Genomic DNA, 18,686 nt, shown 5'->3' with positions numbered 1-18,686 from the left:
GGGCCGTTCCTCCCCTCTCTTTCTTAAGCGGGCCCTAAGGGAGCTGTACCCCTCGCTCAGGGGGCCGGTTTCGGCCATCCGGCACCGCTAGCGTCATCCGCGCCGGTCACCCGACCGAGCCGGGGCACGCCGCCCGCAACGGGTCCACGGACCCCTGCCCGGCCGCGGTGACCCCATCCGGTCCCACTTGCCACCCGCGGAGGTACGCCACCATGACGACTCAGCCCAACCGCCGTTCAGGCCACCGCCGGCGCAGCCGCAAGGGCGTCGTCATCGGGGCCTCGGCGGTCGCCGCCGCGCTGGTCACCGGCGGCGTCGTCGCCCTCGCCTCCTCGGCGAGCGCCGCCTCGCTCGGCGCCGTCTACAGCCGCACCAGCACCTGGGACGCCGGCTACACCGGCCAGTACCTGGTCACCAACACGGACGGCAGCGCGATCGAGAACTGGACGCTGACCTTCGACCTGCCGGCCGGGGCGAAGATCGACTCGCTCTGGAACGCCACCTTCAGCGCCGACGGGCAGCACATCACCGTCAGGCCCGAGTCGTGGAACAAGCGTCTGGAGCCCGGCAAGAGCGTGGTGGTCGGCTTCGTCGCGCAGGGCGCCGGCGCCGCCCAGGCCGAGCCGGGCAACTGCCTGATCGACAACGTCTCCTGCAAGGCCGGCGACGGCCCCGCGCCGACTCCCTCGGGCCGTCCGACCACCACGCCCACCGCCTCGCCGACCACGGCCCCCACCACGACGCCGACCGCGACCGCGAAGCCCACCCCGGCGCCGCCGAGCCCGACCGCCACGGCCAAGCCCACCACCGCCTCACCCAGCCCCACCGCTGCCCCCACCAGCGCCACCCCGAGCCCCACCGGAACCCCCACCCCGGCGCCGGGGGGCGCCGGGTTCGCCCCGTACGTGGACACCTCGCTCTACCCGCCGTACGACCTCGTCGCCACCGCCAAGGCCACCGGCGTCAGGAACTTCAACCTCGCGTTCGTGGTCTCCGGCGGCGGCTGCACCCCGAAGTGGGGCGGCGTCACCGACCTCGCCGCCGACGCGGTGGCCGCCCAGATCGGCGCGCTGCGGGCCGTGGGCGGCGACGTCCGGGTCTCCTTCGGCGGCGCCAACGGCAGCGAGCCGGCCCTCACCTGCTCCTCGGTGGCCGACCTCACGGCCGTCTACCAGAAGACCGTCGACACCTTCGGCCTCACCAAGGTCGACTTCGACGTGGAGGGCGGCGCGATCGCCAACGCCGCGGCCAACACCCGCCGTGCGCAGGCCATCGCCCAGCTGCAGAAGAACGCCGCCGCCAAGGGCAAGGCCCTGGACGTCTCCTTCACCCTGCCCGCGCTGCCCTCCGGCCTGACCCAGGAGGGCGTCAACCTGGTCGCCGACGCCGAGAACAACGGTGTCGCGATCGGCGCGGTCAACATCATGGCGATGGACTTCGGCGACGGCGTCGCCCCGAACCCGCAGGGGCAGATGGGCAAGTACGCCATCGCCGCCGCCACCGCCACCCAGGCCCAGGTGAAGAGCGTCCTCGGCGTGGACGACGCCACCGCCTGGCGCAAGGTCGCCGTCACCCCGATGATCGGCGTCAACGACGTGGCCAGCGAGGTCTTCACCGTGGCCGACGCCAAGCAGCTCGCCGACTTCGCGCGGGCCAAGCACCTGGCCTGGCTGGCGATGTGGTCCGGCACCCGCGACAAGGCCTGCGAGGGCGGCGCCAAGGCCTACGCCGACGCCTCCTGCAGCAGCATCGCCCAGCAGCCGCTGGAGTTCACCCGGGCCCTCGGCGCCTACACCGGCTGAGCCCGCCCGCCTCTCGGCGGGCCTTCCCCACCCCCTCCCCGCCCTTGCCCCGACCCCTCCCCTCCCCGCCCCCTCCCCGCCCCTTCCCGACCTTTCCCCGGGACCCCGGCCGGCCGTGCTCCGCCTGCAACGGAGCACGGCCGGCCGGGGCGTTCGCCCACCCGCCCGCGCACGCGCACGGGCAGGCTCTCGCCCCACCTGCGACTACTTTCCGTGACGGATCCGGCGGGCCTGTCCGACGGGCATCCGGTATCGTCGCTGGTTGGCCCAGCGGTGGACGGAGCGAACAGTGACAGCGGTGCAAGACGAGCACAGCCCGGTGCAGACCGCACCCGACCCGGCGCTCGCCCCCCGGCCGGACCGCCTCACGGGCGCCCTCGGCGCACCCCTGCGGGCCCTGCGCGAGGCCCCGCGCCGACCGCTGCTGGCCGTCTCCGCCGTGGCACTGCTGTCCCTCGTGGTCTACGCGGTGGTCCGGCACTTCGTCCACACCTCGATGGTCGACATGATCGTCTACCGGGCCGAGGGCGCCGCGGTGGCCGACGGCCGCGACCTCTACGGCCTGCGCGTCACCGAGTGGAACCTGCCCGCCACCTACCCGCCGTTCGCCGCGATGCTGTTCGTGCCGACGACCTGGTTCCCGGTCCCGTTCCTCCGGGTCGCGATCACGCTCGGCAACCTCGGGCTGCTCGCGGTCCTCACCCACCTGTCGTTCAAGCTCGTCGGCTGGCCCCGCCGGGAACTGCGCCCCATCGGCGTGATCCTGGTCACCGGCGCCGGGGTCTGGCTCGAACCCGTCTTCACCACGCTGCGCTACGGCCAGATCAACCTCGCCCTGGCCTGCCTCATCCTCTGGGACCTCACCCGCCCGGACGGCCGCCGCAGCAAGGGCGTCGCGATCGGCATCGCCGCCGGCATCAAGCTCACGCCCGGCCTGTTCGCCGTCTACCTGCTGCTCACCGGCCGGATCCGGGCCGCCTTCGTGGCCGGCTTCACCTTCCTCGGCACCTTCCTGATCGGTGCGCTGGTGCTGCCGGACGCCACCTGGGGCTTCTGGACCAAGTACCTCTACGACTCCACCCGGGTCGGCAAGACCGAGATCGTCGACAACCAGTCGCTCCGCGGCGCCTTCGCCCGGCTGCTGCACACCGCCGACCCCGGCACCGTCGCCACCCTGGGCGCCGGCCTGATCGCGGTGGCCGGCCTCGCCGTCGCCGCCTGGGCCTCCGCCAGCTCCCGCTGGCTGCCGCGCGCCGAGGCGTGGGGCGTCTGCTGCGCCGCCGTCACCGCCGTGCTGATCTCTCCGATCAGCTGGACCCACCACTGGGTCTGGTGCGTGCCCATGCTCGCCCTGCTCGCCTGCGAGGCGGCGGTCGAGCAGGGCCGTCCGGCCGCCGTCCGCAAGGTGCGCTGGCGCGCCGCCTTCGGGGCCACGCTGGTCGCCTTCCTCTCCTTCGCGATGTGGGCCGCGAAGCCGGTGGGCGCACTCGTCCTGCACCTCTCGCCGCTCCGCCAGATCCCGACCTCCGTCTACCCCCTGGTCGGGATCTGCTTCCTGCTGGCCGCCGCGCTACGGATAAGGGCACGGCGGCGGGCCGCCGGCGCTCCGCTCGTCCGGCTGCCCGGGCAGCGGGCGGGCGACGGCCACCAGGGCCCCGCGCGCGACCGTCAGCAGGCCCCCGCGGCCCGCTGAGTCGTCGGGGCGGGCCAGGTCACCGGGGACTGCCGGGTGGCCGTCGGGGTCTGCCGAGCCGTCGGAGGCTCCTGAGCCGCGCCGCGCGACCAGGTCGCGCGCACTCACGCGAGCAGCTCGGCGAGCGAGCCGTCCATGTCCAGCGCGGCCAGCTCGCTGCCCGGCGGAACCAGCCGGTGCGCCCGCTCCAGCCAGGCGGCCACCGCCGGCAGCGGTGCCTCCAGCAGCGCGTCCCCGGCCGGCGAGCTCAGCGCCATGCAGAGCACGCTGCGCCGGCCCGACCTGGTCGGCCAGATCCGCACGTCGCCCTGCCCGCACGGGCGGAAGGTGCCCTCCACCAGCAGCTCGCGGGCGAACACCCAGGTGACCGGCGAGCCCGTGTCCAGGTGGAAGGTGATGTGCACGGCGTACGGGTCGTGGCTGCTGTAGGACAGCCGGGCCGGGACGGGGACGCTGTGCTCGGGGGAGAGCACCAGGTTGAGCTCCAGCTCGTGCTCCACCACGCTCGTCGGGCGCTCCATGATCGGTTCCTCTCTGCCTGCGGTTCGTGCCCGGATTCGGGCCCTGTGACCTTGGAGAGCGCGGGCCGAGGGCGTTCTTACACACCTTTCCGGGATTTCTTCGCAGACTTCTGCGGGCTGCGGACCGGCTGTGGTGAGAGCGGGCGCGCGGGCGCGTGATCGCCCCCTGCGCGCCCCCGTCCTTACCCCGGCAGGGCCAGGGCTGTCCGGTGATTGGCCAAGTTCCAATCTCGGGGCTTCCGAGGTACTACCCTTTGTGACTGCCCGGCGACTGTCCGCCCATCCGGCGGTACCCTCGCGCGCGCCGACGGCGAAAGCCACCCGTGTCGCCCGAGCCGCCACCGCGTGTACTGCTCGCCGGGTGCGCCGCATCGGCCCTGCCAGGAAAGAAGACCCCCATGACGGACCGGCCCTTCGGCGGCGGCGCGGACACGGCCGTCGGCCCCACGCCGGGCTACTACCCCGACCCCTCCGTTCCCGGCTTCGTCCGTTACTGGGGTGGCACGGCCTGGGTACCCGGGACCAGCCGGCCCGCGCCGGCGGAGGGCGAGGTGCTGGAGCCGCCGCGGTTCGTGGCCCGCCGCAGCGGCGCGGCGGGGGCTGCGGGTGCGGGCGTCGGGGCGCGGTACGTACCGCCGCCGGCGGCTCCGGCGGCTCCGGCGGCTCCGGACGCGGTGGCTCCGGTGGTCGACGCGGCCGAGGTGGCCGAGGTGGGCGCAGGGGGCGGGGTGAGTCCGGCGGATGGGGTGGATCCGGTGGATGCGGTGGGCGGGGTGGATGCGGCGGCCGTCGCTGAGCGGGCGCCGGAGCCGCTGCCGGGAGAGACCGGGCCGGTGTACCTGGACCAGACGGCGGGCGGGGCATCGTTCACCTTCGGGCCGCAGCTGGCCGGCGGGCCGGTGTTCCGGCCGGCGGGCGCGGAGGGTGAGGCGGAGGGCTGGCCCGGCGCCACGGGCGAGGACCCGTCCGGCTGGCAGGTCGATCCGCGGGCGCAGCGGGGGCTGATGGAGACGGGCGGTGCGCCGCGCTGGGTCTCCTGGGGCGTGCTGCCCGGGGTGGAGCCGGTTGCGGAGGCGGGCGATCCGGTGGCGGCACAGGGCGTCGAGCCGGTGGCCGGGCCGGCCGTTGCCGACGCCGAGGCCGTTCCGGTGCCGGTGGCCCTACGGGCCGCCGTTCCGGTGCCCGCGCCGGGTGCGGAGCCCGGGCGGGGGTGGGAGCCCCGGTCGGCACCCCGGCCGGCGCCCGAGTCGGCACCCGAACCCGAACCTGAACCCGAATCGGAACCCGTTGTGGAGCCGGAGCCGGTCCCGGTGCAGGGCGCGGCCAACGCGCCCGCCCCTGCCCCGGTGTCCGCCACCCGCCCGATGCGCACGGTGCCCGCCGGGCGCACGGTGCAGGCTGCGCGTCCGGCGTCCGCCGCGCCCGCGCCGCGCCCGGCAGCCCGCCGACGGCCCGCCCCGCCGGTCCCGGCCGGCCTCGGCCGCAGGCTGGCCGCCCGGCTGGTGGACACCGCCGTGCTGGCCGTCGTCGCCATCGCGGCAGCCATCCCGCTCGGCAGCTCCGTCCAGACCCACCTGCAGGACAAACTCGACCAGGCCCGGATGGCCAGCTCACTCACCCGCCGCCAGGTCGACGTCTGGCTGGTGGACGGCGTGGTGGTCGGCAAGTTCGCCGTCCTGGTCGGCATCCTCGCCTTCGTCGGCCTGTTCTACGAGGTCCTGCCGACCGCCCGCACCGGCCAGACCTTCGGCAAGCGGCTGGCCCGGATCAAGGTGATCGACGCGGCCCCCTCGGCAGCCCGCGTCCGGCTGACCTTCGGCCGCTCGCTCTGCCGATGGCTGGTCAGGAACGTCTCGGCGGTCCTGCTGCTCGGCCTCGTCTGGCCGGTCTTCGACCGCCCGGCCCGGCGTGGCTGGCACGACCGGGCGGGCCGCACCCGGGTCGTCCGGGCCTGACCAGGCTCCACGGAGGTTGCCGGGCAAAACGGACTAAATATCCGAAGTCCAGAGAATGTGCGATGTTCTACTCGGGGAATGAGCACCTACAATCCCTCAGGCCCCGAGCCGGAGGGGGGCGGCAAGCCCTCCTTCGACAAGCAGCCCCCACAGCCGGCCGGCGGCACGCCGGAAGGTGCGCCGTCGGACCCGTACGGAAACCCACAGCCCAGCGGCCCCGACGACCGCCCCGGCGCGTACGGCGGCAACTACGGCGGCACCCCCGGCGGTTCGCCGTACGGGCAGCCACCGTACGGGCAGGGTCCCGGCCAGTCGCCCTACGACCAGCCGCCGCCCGGCTACGGCCCCACCGGCCACGGCACGCCGGGCGCCGGGCCCGTCCCCGGGATGCCGCCCCTCGGCAGCTGGCCGAACCGCATCCTCGCGCAGCTGATCGACTACGTGCTGGTGCAGGTCGTCGCACTCCTGCTGGTGCTGCCCTTCGCCAGCCTCAGCGACCGCTCCGGCTCGGCCGGCGCGTTCTGGCTCGCCTGTCTGCTGTACCTGGTCTACGACGGTCTGATGCTCAGCCGGGACGGCCAGACCCTCGGCAAGAAGGCCATGAAGATCCGCGCGGCCATGCTGATCGACGGCAGCACGCCGACCCCGTCCGCCGCCTGGACCAGGTCCGCCGTCTTCATCCTCCCGGCGCTCATCTGCTGCGCCGCCCTGTGGTGGCTGATCGACGGCCTGTTCGGCGTCTTCGACAAGCCGTACCGCCAGTGCATCCACGACAAGGCCGCGAAGACCGTGGTGGTCTCGACGGTCTGAGTGCCGGTGAGCCCGGTACCGCCCGGTGGCGCCTCAGCGCTGCCGGGCGTACTCCTGTCCTGCGGGGGTGGGCGCGGGGGCAGTTGCGGGGGTGGGGGTGGCTGCGGGCGCCGGCGCGGGCGTGGCTGCGGGTGCCGGTCCCGGCGTCGCAGTCGGCTTCGGTGCGCGGGCCCCGCGCTGCGCGGCGGTGGACAGTGACAGCAGCGTCACCAGCGTGCCGAGCGCGAGCGCGAACCCCACCAGCACCGCGACCTCCAGGACGCCCGAGACGCCCGAGACGGCCAGCAGCGCCACGGTGGCGGCGACGACGGTGAAGGTACCGAGGCAGATCTGGGCGGTGGTCGGGCGCGGCATGGCGTCGGTCCTTCGCACGTCGGGGGAAACGGGCGGGTGGTGCCGTACCGAATGTTCCTACCCGGCACGGGAGTTCGGTAAGTGCAGCCTAACCCGCCGGGTCCGGGGCACGGGGGGCGCACAGGCTCACCGCGGGGTCGTCCGCCCCGCTCGGTACGGTGATCGCGACCGGACCGTCCACACATCCAGGGGGAACCACCGTGCCCGTCGCCGACTGGCCCACCACCGAGACCGAGGCGATCGCCGAACAGGAACGGCTCCGCCCGCTCGTCCAGCCGCACGGCCCCGCCCCGTCCGGCACGGCGGACGACCGGCTGATCGCCGGCGTCGACGTCGCCTACGACGACGAGCGGGACCTCGTGGTCGCCGCCGCCGTCGTGCTCGACCTCGACAGCCTCGCCGTCGTCGAAGAGACCACCGCCGTCGACCGGATCGCCTTCCCCTATGTCCCCGGCCTGCTCGCCTTCCGCGAACTCCCCACCGTCCTCGGCGCCCTGGGACGGCTCGTCCACACCCCCGGCACCGTCGTCTGCGACGGCTACGGCCTCGCCCACCCGCGCCGCCTCGGCCTCGCCAGCCACCTCGGCGTGCTCACCGGCCTACGCACCATCGGCGTCGCCAAGACCCCGTTCACCTTCGACCACCGCGAACCCGACGCCCCCCGTGGCTCCTGGACCCCGCTCACCGACCCCGCCACCGGCGAGGAGGTCGGACGCGCCGTCCGCACCCGGGCCGGCGTCAAACCGGTCTTCGTCTCCGTCGGCCACCGCATCGGCCTGGCCGAGGCCGTCGACACCACCCTGGCCCTCGCCCGCCAGTACCGGCTGCCCGAAACCACCCGCCACGCCGACTCGCTCTGCCGCCGCACCCTCACCGCCCTGCAGGAGGGGACGCCCGCGAACTGACGGCGCAGCAGGCCACCCGCGGTTCGGCCGAAGCGCCATTCTCCCGGCCCGGACCATGTGTTAGACATGTGTCTTCGGGGCTGTACAGGACAGCGGAACGACGGACGCACGGGGGAGGCGCCGGAAAGTGGCAACGGGGACCGGATCGACCGGCGGGGCCGGCAGCGGCTACAAGGTCGAGGTCGAACAGCTACGGGCCTTCGCGGCCCAGGTACGCGGACTGCTGGCCGAGTTCCAGCACCACGCCGACGGCACCACCGCGCACGGCCAGAGCGCCGTCGGCAAGAACGCCCTCGGCACCTTCGCGGAGGCCACCGAACTGCACGGCCGCTACGAGGCCATGCGGGACGGCCTGCGCGACGTCCTCAACCAGCTCCAGGACGCCGTGGACGAAGCCCAGAAGAAGGCCGAACTCACCGCCACCAACTACGAGGAGCAGGAACACCGCACCTCGGGCAAGCTGAAACTCGGCGACGACGGCTGGTCGGTCGCCAGCCCCTCCGCCACCAGCACCGCCGCCTACGCCCAGACCGTCACCCCGGCCAAGCACACCGGCGGGAAGTCCGAGCGATGAGCGCCCCACGCCGGAAGCCCCTGGAGAACGGAGACGGCCACCGATGAGCGGCTCGGGTTACACCAAGTTCAACGACTACAGCCACGCCGAACTCCGGAAGATGGCGCAGGCCCTCAACCCCGGCGAGGTGATGGCCGCCAGCGACCCCTGGCGCCGCGCCGCCGACACCCTCAAGGCCATCCGCGCCACCCTCACCCGCGCCAGCACGGAGGCCGCCGTCAGCTGGGAGGGCAGCACCAGCGACGCCTTCCACAAGCGCATGCTCCAGCTCGCGGCCACCATCAACAACGCGTCCTCCTACGCCAACGACGCCGCCAACACGCTCAAGCACCTGTCCGAGGCCATCTCCCAGGCCAAGCGCGACATGCCCGAAGAGCCCAGCGGCTGGGAACAGTTCACCGACGGCGTGGGTGACACGGTCTCGTCCATCTTCGGCGGCGACGACGAGGACACGAAGACGGCCGTCGCCGAGCAGAAGAAGGCCGAAGCGGCGGCGGTCATGCAGACGCTGGCGATGCACTACCGGGTGGCCACGCCGATGCTGAAGCCGCCGCCGTCCTACTACCGCGGTGACGACGTTCACGATGTCACCACGGCCCCTGCCGACCCGTCTGCAGGGGCGCCGGCGCTTAGCGCTGTCATGGCGGGCATCGGCTACACCGGTGGTACGGGTACGGCGCCGACTACCAGCGGGGGATCGGCGACTCCGCTGGGCAAGGCCGCCGAGCGTCCGGCACCGAAGCCCGCGGTGACGAAACCGACGCCGACACCGCCGAGGACGGATGCAGGCATCAAGGGTGGCACCGCTCAGGCGGCTCCCAAGCCTCCATCCGTCACGAACTACGGACCCGGCACCGCGATCGACGGTACGACGATCACTCCCTCCAGTACGCCCGCTACCAGCCCGCTGTCCACCAACACCACTAACCCGACGTCCAATCCCGGTACGCCCATTGGCCTTCCGAAGGGTGGCATCGAGGGCGGGCCCGGCCCGGCCGGCGGTGGGCCGATTCTGGGTGGGAAGGGAGGGCAGGGCAACGACCCGGGCAAGGGCGGCGTGACGCAGAACAAGGACGCCTTCGGTCGCACGACGGGCGCTCCCGGCAAGGCCGTCGCCCGCGGGGGTAAGGCCTTCGGCGTGGGCGAGGGCTATGAAGGCGGCTTCGGCACGGGAGGCCGCGCTGCCACAGGGGCTCGCCCCGGAAGCGCCCTGCCGGGGCGGACCGGAGGCATCGTCGGCGGGGGCGCGCGTCCCGGCGGCGGGTCAGGCGAGAAGCAGGCCTTCACCGAAGGCGGTTCCGGCCTCGGGGCCCGGGGCCGGACCAGGGCAGAGGTGGGTGCGAACTCCGGCGCCGGCATGGGACCGGGGATGTCGATCGGGGATTCCCAGCGTCGCAAGAAGGACAAGGAGAAGGACGGCAAGCGCCCTGACTATCTCGTCGAGGACGAGGAGACCTGGGCGTCGGATAAGCCGGCCAACCCGAACGTGGTGGAATGAGTCCTGTTCGCTGGAGGACGGGCCGATGACCGGTCGTCCCGCAGGTCGGTGACCTGCGGGACGCTTCGCTGAGTGGGGTGACCAGGCTTGACAGGCAGTCGAGTAGGGCGCGGGGCAGCCGTGCTTGCTGCTGGAGCCTTGTTGTGGGGGATGGCGTCATCACCGGCGGCGGCGGATCAGATCAGAGACTCGCAGTGGCCACTGAAGACGTTCGAAGCCGAGACGAAGGTCTGGCCGGTAAGCCAGGGCGATGGTGTCGTTGTTGCCGTGGTGGACGGTGGCGTTAACCAGGATCACCAGGATCTCGTCGGCCAAGTGCTGCCCGGTGCGGACTTCTCCGGAGGAACGTCGGACGGGCGGTTTGACGCTGACGGTCACGGCACTGCCATGGCGGGTCTGATCGCTGGTACTGGACACGGCTCGCAAGCGGGGATTAAGGGTCTCGCGCCCAAGGCGAAGATTCTTCCGGTCAAGCTCACGAGTAAGGACGGGCAGTGGGGGGACCAGGGGCCTGACTTTGCGCGGGCCATCAAGTTCGCAGCTGACCATGGGGCAAAGGTCATCAATATCTCCCTCGGTGGATATTTCCGGACCTCCCAGGAGGCACGTGACGCGATCAAGTACGCAGTGTCCAGGGACATCGTCATTGTGGCGTCCGCCGGAAACAGCGGGAACAAATCACTGCCTGTCGAGTACCCGGCTGCGTTCCCGGGAGTGATGGCCGTCGCGGCAGTCGATCAGCAGGGCCAGGCCTGGGAGAAATCCACCTTCGGGCCTGAAATCACGATTGCCAGCCCAGGTGTCGATATCTATCAGGTCACTGCCAAATCGATGTCGAGCTACGGTGTCGGCAACGGAACGTCCGATGCCACCGCCTATGTTTCCGCCACGGCAGCTCTCATTCGCTCGAAGTACCCCAATCTCTCCGCCGGTCAGGTCATCAATCGGATGATCAAGAGTGCCACTCCGCCCCCGGACGGGTCCTCGGTGCCCAACGCCCATTACGGCTACGGCACCGTGTCCCCGGCCAAGGCGTTGGAGCCGAACCCGGCTGTTGACGGGGGCCCGAAGGAGAACCCGCTGCTGGGCCGGGCCGAGTCGCAGGGGGCTCCGGACGATGGCGCGGAGGACCCCTCCGGGGTGCCGCCCGCGGCGCCGGCTGCCGCGGCCGGGGGGAACCAGGGGATCACGTACACGCTGATCGGTGCAGGGGTGCTGTTCGGGCTGGTTCTCGTCGCCGTCTGCGTGCTGGTGGTGGTGCGCGGTCGGCGGCAGCGGCGGTCGGCCGTGGCGGTGCCCGGTCCTGCCGGGTACCCGTATCCGGTGCCACCGCCTGCCGGTCCTCCGGGGCAGCAGGGCTACGGCTATGCCCCGCCGCCGCAGCAGCCTCCGGTGCCGCCGACGGGTAACCCGTACCAGTAGGCCGGAGCCCGACCTCGCCGAGAGGCCGCGCCGGCTACTCGGCGACGGCGATCTGCTCACGGTGGTGGGCGGGGGCGGTGAGTTCGTCGACCACGGCGACCGCGAGGTCGGCCTGGGCGATCCGCTCGCCGAGGACCTGCGGGCCGCCGGTCCGGTAGCGGCCGGTTCCGGGGGCGGTGCGGTCGAGGTCGAGCGGCGGGGTGACGACGACCCAGTCGAGGGAGGTGTCGGACTCCCGCAGCAGGTCCAGGGCGAGGGCGTGGCCGAGCGAGAAGGTTCGGTAGGCCTCGGGGAAGTCGGGGTCGTCGTGGACGGCGGTGCCGGGCGCGGTCTCCAGGGTGGTGGCGACGCCGATGTGGACCAGCCGGCGGACCTCGGCGGTGCCGAGGCCGGTCACCAGGGCCTCGGCGGTGGCCCGGTAGAAGTCCGCGGAGGGTACGTCGGGCGTGTAGACGGTGGAGACGGCGGCGGCGTGCCCGTGTGCGGCGGAGGCGACGTCGGCGGGGTCGGTGACGTCGCAGCGGACGAGGGTGACGCCCTCGCCGGCGAGGTCCGGGTGACGTTCGGGATCGCGGACGGCGGCGGTGACCGCCAGCCCGCGCAGCCGGGCCTCGGCGACGACGGCGCGGCCTACCTGCCCGCCCGCGCCGTAGACGACGATGCTGCGGTCGATCTGCTCGTGGGTGCTGCTCATGACGGTCTCCGTCCGTTGGCCGGGGGCGTTGTCGCCACTGTTGCCGTGACGGTAGACCGGGGGGTGCCGGTTACTTCAACGGTACCGGCGGGGGCCTGCACGGATTCCGGGTCCGCTACCGTCGGTGCCATGTCGCAGACCGTGCTCGACTCCCTGGCGCCCGCGCCCCTGTCGGTGGACTTCTTCGACCCGGACTGCCCGGTGCAGTCGATGCCGGTGCTGGGTGGCAGGAAGTGGACCTGGAAGCTGATGCGCTGTCTGGAGGGCGGCCCGCGACGCTTCTCCGAGTTGCGGGTGCCGCTGGTGGGCATCACGGCGAAGGTGCTGGCCGAGACGTTGCGCGCGATGGAGCACGACGGGGTGGTGACCCGGACCGACTACGACGAGAATCCGCCGAGGGTGGAGTATTCGCTGACGCCGCTGGGCCAGTCGCTGCTGGGGCCGATGGACGCGGTCTGCGCGTGGAGCCGCGAGCACCTGGCCGCCCTGCTGGAGGCCCGCGAGGCGTTCGAGCGGGAAGCGCAGGAAGAACGGGGGGAGTAGGACGCCCGGGACGAGCAGGACGCCGGGACGAGCAGGGCAGGCAGGAAGAGCAGGACGCGTGCGGCGTCGGGCGGGCCGGCTGAGCCTGGCAGCATTTCGGCGGCCGCTGGCGCTATGACCGCTGGTGGGCCCGGTGCCGGGGCGGCCATCCTGGGCATATGACCACTCCCGAGAACGCCCCCGCCACCCCCGCCGACAGCATCGTCCCGGACACCAAGGACTGGACGTGGGTCCTGGAGCGCCCCTGCCCGGACTGCGGCCTGGAGTCGGCGGCCGTGTCCCGCGAGGCCGTCCCCGGGCTGATCCGGGACAACGCCGATGCCTGGGTGGCCGTGCTGGCCGGGGACGAGGAGGCGCTGCGCCTCCGTCCCCGCCCGGAGATCTGGTCGGACCTCGAGTACGCGTGCCATGTGCGGGACGTCTTCCGGCTGTTCCACCTCCGGTTGAACCTCATGCTCGACCAGGAGAACCCGGACTTCCCGAACTGGGACCAGGACGAGACGGCCGCCGCCGAGCGCTACTGGGAGGCGCAGCCGGAGGAGGTCGCGGCGGACCTGGCCGAGGCCGCGCGGGTCCTCGCGGACGCGTTCGAGCAGGTGTCCGGCGACCAGTGGCACCGCACCGGCAACCGCAGCGACGGTGCGCGCTTCACGGTGGAGTCGTTCTCCCACTACCTGGTCCACGACCCGGTCCACCACCTGTACGACGTGACGGGCGAGCGGGTCTGATCCTGCCGATCGGCGGGCGACGCGGGGGAGTTGGGCGCGGGCGCCCGGCCGGGATCACCAGCCGGAGGCCTCGCGGAGCATGGTGCGGCGGAGTCGGCCGGCCACGCTGGCGGTGTCGGTGCCGATGACGTCGGCGATCTCGGGGGCGGCGAGGCCGACGATGTAGTGCAGGATCGCCAGGTCGTCGTCGGCGGGGTGGCTGGGCCGGGCCGGCGGGTCGGCCCGCAGGGTGTGCTCGTTGACCGTGCCGCGCAGGATCTGCCAGGCGTGCGCGGTCGGATTGGAGCTGCCCAGCAACTCGCGCCACTGGACGGCGATTTCGGCGAAGGCCTGCTGCACTGCGCCGATCGCCTCGGCGTGGTCCGGCAGCCAGACCCGGGCGTAGCTGAGGTAACGCGGCCGGTGCAGCTCGCAGAACGCCGCGAACTCCAGCGGTACGACGGACGGATCGCCGGGCGCCGGGGGAGGCTCGGCGGTGCTGTCATGACGGTTGGTCATCTCGGCTTCTCGGCAAGTGAGATGGGCTTCTGACGGTCGATCATCTGTGCTCACTCTACGGTAGGCGCTCAGTGCTCTGGGTGACCAATCGGATTGAATGCCCGGAACGTGCCGCCGCTCGGCCGGTTCCGGCGGTGGCCGGGTGCAGGTCGACGGGCGGCGGGGTGGCGCGGGGCCGGTGGTGGGGGTGGTGCGCAGCGCTGCCAGGGTCGCGAGAGTGAGAGCGTCATGGCCGGTCAGCCAGGGTGGTCGGCAAGGAGTGGTGGAGCGGTTGATGGGCCACCGTAGGCGGTCCGGTGGCTCGCGTCCACACCCGAGGCGTGAAGCCGCGCCCGCGCCACCTGTCGCGCGCGCGGAGGGTGGGACCGGGCGCGGAGGCGGGTGCGCGGGTGGGTGGTGCGCTCCCCCGGGCGGCGGCGCGCCGGGGCGGGTGGGGCTGCCGTCCGGGGTGGCGAACGGGCGGTTCCGGGGCGGCGGAGGCGGGCCGTCCGACGCCCGCCGTCCGGCCTCGCTCACGCCCGCCGTCCGGCCCCCATTCGGCACCCGCCATGCGGCACCCGCCGTCCGGCCCCCGTTCGCGCCCGCCGCGCCCGCCGTCGCCGGACGGCCCGGTAATGGAGCGGACGGCAACGGCAAGGAGCCGCAGGGGAAACCGACATGACGCTTCCTCAGCCCGGTTGCCGGGCCTCCGAAGGAGAGAGCCGGTCGTCCGCCGCGGTGCTCCGCCCGAGCTGGGCGGGGAACGAATCGACGGCCCTCCGCCGCGCCGGTCCGGCCGCCGCTGCCGCCGCGGTGGCTGCCGCCGCCGCACTCTCCGCCGCGCCCTCCTCGCGCCGCCGGAAGGCCTCGTCAGCCCCGTCGGCCTCGTCGGCCCCGTCGGTTCCGCTCGGCCCCCGGCCCCCGGTCGCGCGGGCGGCCTGTTCCTCGGCCGCCTGTCTCGCGGTCAGGTAGGCCTGGACGGCGGCCATCCCGTAGACCGGCTGGATCAGCTGGTGGCCCTTGAAGAAGGGTCTGGCCGGGGCGAATCCGGCGGCGACCACGAGGTCGCGGATCTCGGCTATCTCGGCCTCGCTGCGGGCCGTGAAGCGGACCTCCCAGCCCTTCTTGTACGTATGGCCCTGTTCGCCGCTGCGGCGGGCCGGGTCCGGCCGGCGGACGTATCCGGGCAGGCGGCCGAGGCGGAGCTGGGCCGCGCGGAGGCCGGCGGTCTCGTCACGTGACATGAACTAAGGGTAGGCAATCCAGGGAGCTGGAGTGACGCCCGGCGGCGCTTCGGCGTATGCCCTTGGTCACTCACGGTCAGAAGCGCTGGTGGTTGATCGGCTTCGGCCGGTACCGGCAATCCCGTGACCTCCCATTACTCCGAATGGGTGAGGGTATGGGGACTTTAGTGCAGGCTGGTCCCGGTTTCACGACGGTTGGGTAACAGTGCGTCAGGCGGCCGATGGCCGGTCCGGGCTGTTGGGGATGGTGTCGGCATGAGCTACCGGATTCCCTCGCCGCCGCCTTCCCTGGAGGAACTGGCGAAGCGTCAGCAGAACGTCATCACCGCCAGCCAGCTGCGCGCCCGGGGCGTGCCGGCCCGGGTCGTCAGCGGGCACTGCCGCCGCGGCGGCCCGTGGCAGCGCCTGCTACCCCGGGTCTACCTGCTGCAGTCCGGCGAGCCGACCCCGGAGCAGCGGATGTGGGCCGCGCTGCTGTACGCGGCGCAGAACGGCCGTGAGGAGGGCCGCCGCGAGGGTGCGGTGATCACCGGCACCGCCGCACTGGCGCTGTACGGCTTCGCCGCGGTGCCCCGGCTGCCGGCCGTCACGGGGGTGGATGTCCTGGTGCCCCGTCAGCGTCGGCTCAAGGACGCCGGGGAGGTGCGGATCCGGCGCACCGAACGGGAGTTGGTGGCCCGCTCGGTGCACGGCCTGGCCTGTGCGCCGGTCGCCCGGGCGGTGGCGGACGCGCTGCGGGAGTGGACGGCCGAGGGCGCGGCGCCGGATTTCGGCGGGGGCGCCGCGCTGCCGGTCCGCGAGGTGCTGCGGGAGGCCGTGGGCCGGCCCGGCTCCCGGGTGGGGTGGCCCGAGGCCCGCTGCACCGCGAGGGAGCTGGTCGCCGAGCTGACCGAGTCCGGGCTCGCGTCCGACCTGCGGGTGCGGGCCGCGCTGGACGAGCTGCTCTCCGAGGAGCGGGACGCCGTGCTGGCGCGGCTCGGTGAGCTCGCCGACGAGTGGCTGCTGCCCGCCCCGCTGGCCGGCCCGGAGCTGCGGATGCGCGGCGGCACCTACATCGCCGTGCCGGATCTCTACTGGCCGCAGGCGGGCGTGGCGGTCGAGGTCGACTCGGAGCTGCGCTGCGTCAGCGAGGGGGAGGCCGCCTGGGTGCGCGGCGGCCAGCACCGGATGGAGTACCTGGGGATCCGGGTGGTCTACCTCTCTGGTGTCAGGCTGGCCGCCGAGCCGGACGCGGTCGGCGCCGAACTGCGCGAGGCCTTCCGGAAGGGTGGTACCGACGTGGTGGAACTGCTGGTGGGTGCGGGCTGACCGGGCTCAGCCGCGCACCGTCGGGGTGCCGACCAGTTCGACCCCGGCCGCCCGCAGCTCCTCCAGCGCGGCGGCGGTGGTGTCCGGCGCCACACCCGCCGTCAGGTCCAGCAGGACGCGGGTGGTGAAGCCCGCCCGGGCCGCGTCCAGCGCGGTGGCCTTGACGCAGTGGTCGGTGGCCAGGCCGACCACGTCCACCTCGGTGACCTGACGCTCGCGCAGCCAGTCGATCGGCCCGCGGTTGTTCTCGTCCAGCCCCTCGAAGCCGCTGTACGCCGCGGCGTAGGCGCCCTTGTCGAAGACGGCCTCGATGGCGCCGGAGGTGACCGACGGCGCGAAGTTGGGGTGGAAGCCCACCCCCTCGGTGCCCGCCACGCAGTGCACCGGCCAGCTGTTGACGTAGTCCGGGTGGTCCGAGAAGTGGTCGCCCGGGTCGATGTGGTTGTCGCGGGTGGCGAGGACGTGCTGGTACCCGGGGCGGGCCTCGGCGATCAGGTCGGTGATCGAGGCGGCGACCTCGGCCCCGCCGGCGACGGCCAGACTGCCGCCCTCGCAGAAGTCGTTCTGCACGTCGACGACGATCAGTGCCCGGTGCATGGCTCGCATCCTCGGTTGTGGGGGGTGGTGCGCTGGTTCTGTGCGCTTCCGGTGGGAACTCTACGGTCGACTGTAGGCAGTGGCACCCGGGGGCGGAAGGCCCGGGGAGTACCCGGGTCCGGGCCCCCGGGGGCGCGGTGGCCGCGGAGCGGTGTCACAGGAGCAGTTCGGTCGCCAGCACCGGGTCGCCCTTGGACAGTTGGGTGGCCGACAGCGGCAGCCCCGCCCGGGCCCGGACGTGCCGCTCGCGCGCGGCGCTCAGCGGCTCCCGGCCGACCACCTCGCCGGCCAGCACCAGCGGCACCTGCATCAGGTGCGGCTCCAGCTCGGCCGGGACCGGCCCGGTGCCGACCACCTCGGCCTCGGCCACGCCGTCCGCGTCGGGCCGCCGGGCCGCCCACTTGCGGCCGCCGATGCTGGTCTTGCCGCCGGCGGCGCGCTTGGCGACCGCGACCAGCGGCCCGTCCTCGGACTCGGCCCGGGCGACCAGCTTGTAGACCATCGCGCAGGTCGGGTGGCCGCTGCCGGTGACCAGGCTGGTGCCGACGCCGTAGCCGTCCACCGGGGCGGCGGCCAGCGCGGCGATCGCGTACTCGTCGAGGTCCGAGGTGACGATGATCCTCGTCTTGTGGGCGCCGAGCTCGTCCAACTGGCGGCGGACCCGGTGCGCCAGCAGGGTGAGGTCACCGGAGTCGATCCGGACCGCGCCCAGCTCGGGGCCGGCCACCTCGACGGCCGTGCGGACCGCCTCGCGCAGGTCGAAGGTGTCGACCAGCAGCGTGGTGCCCTTGCCCATCGAGGCGATCTGCGCCCGGAACGCGTCCCGCTCGCTGTCGTGCACCAGTGTGAAGGCGTGCGCGGCGGTGCCGGTGGTCGGGATGCCGTAGGTGAACCCGGCCTCCAGGTCCGAGGTGGCGGAGAAGCCGGCCACGTACGCGGCCCGGGCGGCCGAGACGGCGGCCTGCTCGTGGGCGCGCCGGGCGCCCATCTCGATCACCGGGCGCCCGCCGGCCGCGGCGGTCATCCGGGAGGCGGCGGCGGCGATCGCCGAGTCGTGGTTGAGGACCGACAGGATCACCGTCTCCAGGATCACCGCCTCGGCGAAGGTGCCCTCGACGGTCAGCAGCGGCGACCCGGGGAAGTAGACCTCGCCCTCCGGGTAGCCGTGGATGTCGCCGGTGAACCGGTAGTCGGCCAGGAAGCGCAGGGTGTCGGTGTCGACGACGTCCTGTGCGGCCAGCCAGTCGAGCTGCACGGCGGTGAAGCGGAAGTTCTCGACGGCGTCCAGCACCCGGCCGGTGCCGGCCATGACGCCGTAGCGGCGGCCGCCGGGCAGGCGGCGGGTGAACACCTCGAAGACGGAGCGGCGGTGCGCGGCCCCGCTCTGCAGGGCGGCCTGCAGCATGGTGAGCTCGTAGCGGTCGGTGAGGAGCGCGGTCGAACCGGCCGCGCGCACTGAAGTGGCGTCCATGAGGATGATGCTACTACCACTTAGCGTCAGATTGACGATTTCTCGTGGGGGGCGTTCGCGCAGCCATGGGGCGGAATCGCCCGGTGGTCC

The 18,686-nt window shown here is 73.3% G+C and carries 18 protein-coding genes; 11 read left to right on the top strand and 7 right to left on the bottom strand.

Going from position 1 to position 18,686, the window contains the following annotated elements; genetic code table 11:
- Positions 1 to 212: 212 nt before the first annotated feature.
- Together ACZ3YO_RS31500 and ACZ3YO_RS31495 are read left to right on the top strand one after the other, a co-directional pair.
- On the top strand, positions 213 to 1,802 hold the full coding sequence (locus tag ACZ3YO_RS31500) for a glycoside hydrolase family 18 protein (RefSeq protein ID WP_465576148.1): 1,590 nt from the start codon (positions 213 to 215) through the stop codon (positions 1,800 to 1,802).
- Positions 1,803 to 2,091: 289 nt separating this feature from the next.
- The gene (locus ACZ3YO_RS31495; RefSeq protein WP_465576145.1) at positions 2,092 to 3,495 is read left to right on the top strand and encodes a glycosyltransferase 87 family protein; all 1,404 of its coding nucleotides are present in this window, start codon (positions 2,092 to 2,094) and stop codon (positions 3,493 to 3,495) included.
- A 104-nt stretch (positions 3,496 to 3,599) separates the two neighbouring features.
- Here the strand turns inward: ACZ3YO_RS31495 and ACZ3YO_RS31490 are convergent, their stop codons facing one another.
- On the bottom strand, positions 3,600 to 4,016 hold the full coding sequence (locus ACZ3YO_RS31490; RefSeq protein WP_465576142.1) for an SsgA family sporulation/cell division regulator: 417 nt from the start codon (positions 4,014 to 4,016) through the stop codon (positions 3,600 to 3,602).
- A 398-nt stretch (positions 4,017 to 4,414) separates the two neighbouring features.
- Between ACZ3YO_RS31490 and ACZ3YO_RS31485 the strand changes: the two genes are divergently transcribed.
- Both ACZ3YO_RS31485 and ACZ3YO_RS31480 read left to right on the top strand, forming a co-directional pair.
- The gene (locus tag ACZ3YO_RS31485; RefSeq protein WP_465576139.1) at positions 4,415 to 5,971 is read left to right on the top strand and encodes an RDD family protein; all 1,557 of its coding nucleotides are present in this window, start codon (positions 4,415 to 4,417) and stop codon (positions 5,969 to 5,971) included.
- A 78-nt stretch (positions 5,972 to 6,049) separates the two neighbouring features.
- Positions 6,050 to 6,781, top strand: a complete 732-nt coding sequence (locus ACZ3YO_RS31480; protein WP_465550131.1) for an RDD family protein — start codon at positions 6,050 to 6,052, stop codon at positions 6,779 to 6,781.
- A gap of 33 nt (positions 6,782 to 6,814) precedes the next feature.
- Here ACZ3YO_RS31480 and ACZ3YO_RS31475 read toward each other — a convergent pair whose 3' ends face one another.
- Positions 6,815 to 7,135 (bottom strand): hypothetical protein, encoded by a 321-nt coding sequence (locus ACZ3YO_RS31475; RefSeq protein ID WP_465576136.1) that lies wholly within the window; start codon positions 7,133 to 7,135, stop codon positions 6,815 to 6,817.
- Between the two features lie 200 nt (positions 7,136 to 7,335).
- Between ACZ3YO_RS31475 and ACZ3YO_RS31470 the strand changes: the two genes are divergently transcribed.
- The 4 genes from ACZ3YO_RS31470 to mycP all read left to right on the top strand — a co-directional run bounded on the left by ACZ3YO_RS31470 (position 7,336) and on the right by mycP (position 11,534).
- Positions 7,336 to 8,040, top strand: a complete 705-nt coding sequence (locus ACZ3YO_RS31470) for an endonuclease V (protein WP_465576134.1) — start codon at positions 7,336 to 7,338, stop codon at positions 8,038 to 8,040.
- 127 nt (positions 8,041 to 8,167) lie between these two features.
- The gene (locus ACZ3YO_RS31465) at positions 8,168 to 8,614 is read left to right on the top strand and encodes a hypothetical protein (RefSeq protein WP_465576132.1); all 447 of its coding nucleotides are present in this window, start codon (positions 8,168 to 8,170) and stop codon (positions 8,612 to 8,614) included.
- A gap of 43 nt (positions 8,615 to 8,657) precedes the next feature.
- Entirely contained in the window at positions 8,658 to 10,112 is a 1,455-nt protein-coding gene (locus tag ACZ3YO_RS31460) for a WXG100 family type VII secretion target (RefSeq protein ID WP_465576131.1), read from the top strand.
- Positions 10,113 to 10,262: 150 nt separating this feature from the next.
- Positions 10,263 to 11,534, top strand: coding sequence for a type VII secretion-associated serine protease mycosin (gene mycP, locus ACZ3YO_RS31455; RefSeq protein ID WP_465576128.1), 1,272 nt, complete (start codon positions 10,263 to 10,265; stop codon positions 11,532 to 11,534).
- Between the two features lie 34 nt (positions 11,535 to 11,568).
- On the opposite strand, the gene ACZ3YO_RS31450 is transcribed toward mycP, so the two are convergent.
- Positions 11,569 to 12,228, bottom strand: coding sequence for an NAD(P)-dependent oxidoreductase (locus ACZ3YO_RS31450; RefSeq protein ID WP_465576125.1), 660 nt, complete (start codon positions 12,226 to 12,228; stop codon positions 11,569 to 11,571).
- A gap of 129 nt (positions 12,229 to 12,357) precedes the next feature.
- Here ACZ3YO_RS31450 and ACZ3YO_RS31445 point away from each other — a divergent pair, with 129 nt between their 5' ends.
- Together ACZ3YO_RS31445 and ACZ3YO_RS31440 are read left to right on the top strand one after the other, a co-directional pair.
- Positions 12,358 to 12,771 (top strand): winged helix-turn-helix transcriptional regulator, encoded by a 414-nt coding sequence (locus ACZ3YO_RS31445; protein WP_465576123.1) that lies wholly within the window; start codon positions 12,358 to 12,360, stop codon positions 12,769 to 12,771.
- 158 nt (positions 12,772 to 12,929) lie between these two features.
- Positions 12,930 to 13,499 (top strand): DinB family protein, encoded by a 570-nt coding sequence (locus ACZ3YO_RS31440; protein ID WP_465576120.1) that lies wholly within the window; start codon positions 12,930 to 12,932, stop codon positions 13,497 to 13,499.
- A 54-nt stretch (positions 13,500 to 13,553) separates the two neighbouring features.
- On the opposite strand, the gene ACZ3YO_RS31435 is transcribed toward ACZ3YO_RS31440, so the two are convergent.
- Both ACZ3YO_RS31435 and ACZ3YO_RS31430 read right to left on the bottom strand, forming a co-directional pair.
- Entirely contained in the window at positions 13,554 to 13,997 is a 444-nt protein-coding gene (locus ACZ3YO_RS31435) for an RNA polymerase sigma factor (protein WP_465550149.1), read from the bottom strand.
- Between the two features lie 668 nt (positions 13,998 to 14,665).
- Entirely contained in the window at positions 14,666 to 15,220 is a 555-nt protein-coding gene (locus ACZ3YO_RS31430; RefSeq protein WP_465576116.1) for a hypothetical protein, read from the bottom strand.
- Between the two features lie 255 nt (positions 15,221 to 15,475).
- Here ACZ3YO_RS31430 and ACZ3YO_RS31425 point away from each other — a divergent pair, with 255 nt between their 5' ends.
- Positions 15,476 to 16,528, top strand: a complete 1,053-nt coding sequence (locus tag ACZ3YO_RS31425) for a hypothetical protein (RefSeq protein WP_465576113.1) — start codon at positions 15,476 to 15,478, stop codon at positions 16,526 to 16,528.
- Positions 16,529 to 16,534: 6 nt separating this feature from the next.
- Here the strand turns inward: ACZ3YO_RS31425 and ACZ3YO_RS31420 are convergent, their stop codons facing one another.
- Positions 16,535 to 17,125: an isochorismatase family protein gene (locus tag ACZ3YO_RS31420; protein WP_465576110.1), complete on the bottom strand. Its 591-nt coding sequence runs from the start codon at positions 17,123 to 17,125 to the stop codon at positions 16,535 to 16,537.
- 154 nt (positions 17,126 to 17,279) lie between these two features.
- The gene (locus ACZ3YO_RS31415) at positions 17,280 to 18,596 is read right to left on the bottom strand and encodes a nicotinate phosphoribosyltransferase (protein WP_465576107.1); all 1,317 of its coding nucleotides are present in this window, start codon (positions 18,594 to 18,596) and stop codon (positions 17,280 to 17,282) included.
- Positions 18,597 to 18,686: the final 90 nt, after the last annotated feature.

The organism is Kitasatospora sp. NPDC022785, from assembly GCF_055561295.1.
This window is presented reverse-complemented; position numbering and strand designations above follow the sequence as displayed.

Bases quoted from the DNA above. Each gene is read 5' to 3' on its own strand.
- ACZ3YO_RS31500 (WP_465576148.1), top strand. From the start codon at position 213: ATGACGACTCAGCCCAACCGCCGTTCAGGCCACCGCCGGCGCAGCCGC.
- ACZ3YO_RS31490 (WP_465576142.1), bottom strand. From the start codon at position 4,016: ATGGAGCGCCCGACGAGCGTGGTGGAGCACGAGCTGGAGCTCAACCTG.
- ACZ3YO_RS31485 (WP_465576139.1), top strand. From the start codon at position 4,415: ATGACGGACCGGCCCTTCGGCGGCGGCGCGGACACGGCCGTCGGCCCC.
- ACZ3YO_RS31480 (WP_465550131.1), top strand. From the start codon at position 6,050: ATGAGCACCTACAATCCCTCAGGCCCCGAGCCGGAGGGGGGCGGCAAG.
- ACZ3YO_RS31475 (WP_465576136.1), bottom strand. From the start codon at position 7,135: ATGCCGCGCCCGACCACCGCCCAGATCTGCCTCGGTACCTTCACCGTC.
- ACZ3YO_RS31460 (WP_465576131.1), top strand. From the start codon at position 8,658: ATGAGCGGCTCGGGTTACACCAAGTTCAACGACTACAGCCACGCCGAA.
- mycP (WP_465576128.1), top strand. From the start codon at position 10,263: ATGGCGTCATCACCGGCGGCGGCGGATCAGATCAGAGACTCGCAGTGG.
- ACZ3YO_RS31450 (WP_465576125.1), bottom strand. From the start codon at position 12,228: ATGAGCAGCACCCACGAGCAGATCGACCGCAGCATCGTCGTCTACGGC.
- ACZ3YO_RS31445 (WP_465576123.1), top strand. From the start codon at position 12,358: ATGTCGCAGACCGTGCTCGACTCCCTGGCGCCCGCGCCCCTGTCGGTG.
- ACZ3YO_RS31440 (WP_465576120.1), top strand. From the start codon at position 12,930: ATGACCACTCCCGAGAACGCCCCCGCCACCCCCGCCGACAGCATCGTC.
- ACZ3YO_RS31435 (WP_465550149.1), bottom strand. From the start codon at position 13,997: ATGACCAACCGTCATGACAGCACCGCCGAGCCTCCCCCGGCGCCCGGC.
- ACZ3YO_RS31430 (WP_465576116.1), bottom strand. From the start codon at position 15,220: ATGTCACGTGACGAGACCGCCGGCCTCCGCGCGGCCCAGCTCCGCCTC.
- ACZ3YO_RS31425 (WP_465576113.1), top strand. From the start codon at position 15,476: ATGAGCTACCGGATTCCCTCGCCGCCGCCTTCCCTGGAGGAACTGGCG.
- ACZ3YO_RS31420 (WP_465576110.1), bottom strand. From the start codon at position 17,125: ATGCACCGGGCACTGATCGTCGTCGACGTGCAGAACGACTTCTGCGAG.
- ACZ3YO_RS31415 (WP_465576107.1), bottom strand. From the start codon at position 18,596: ATGGACGCCACTTCAGTGCGCGCGGCCGGTTCGACCGCGCTCCTCACC.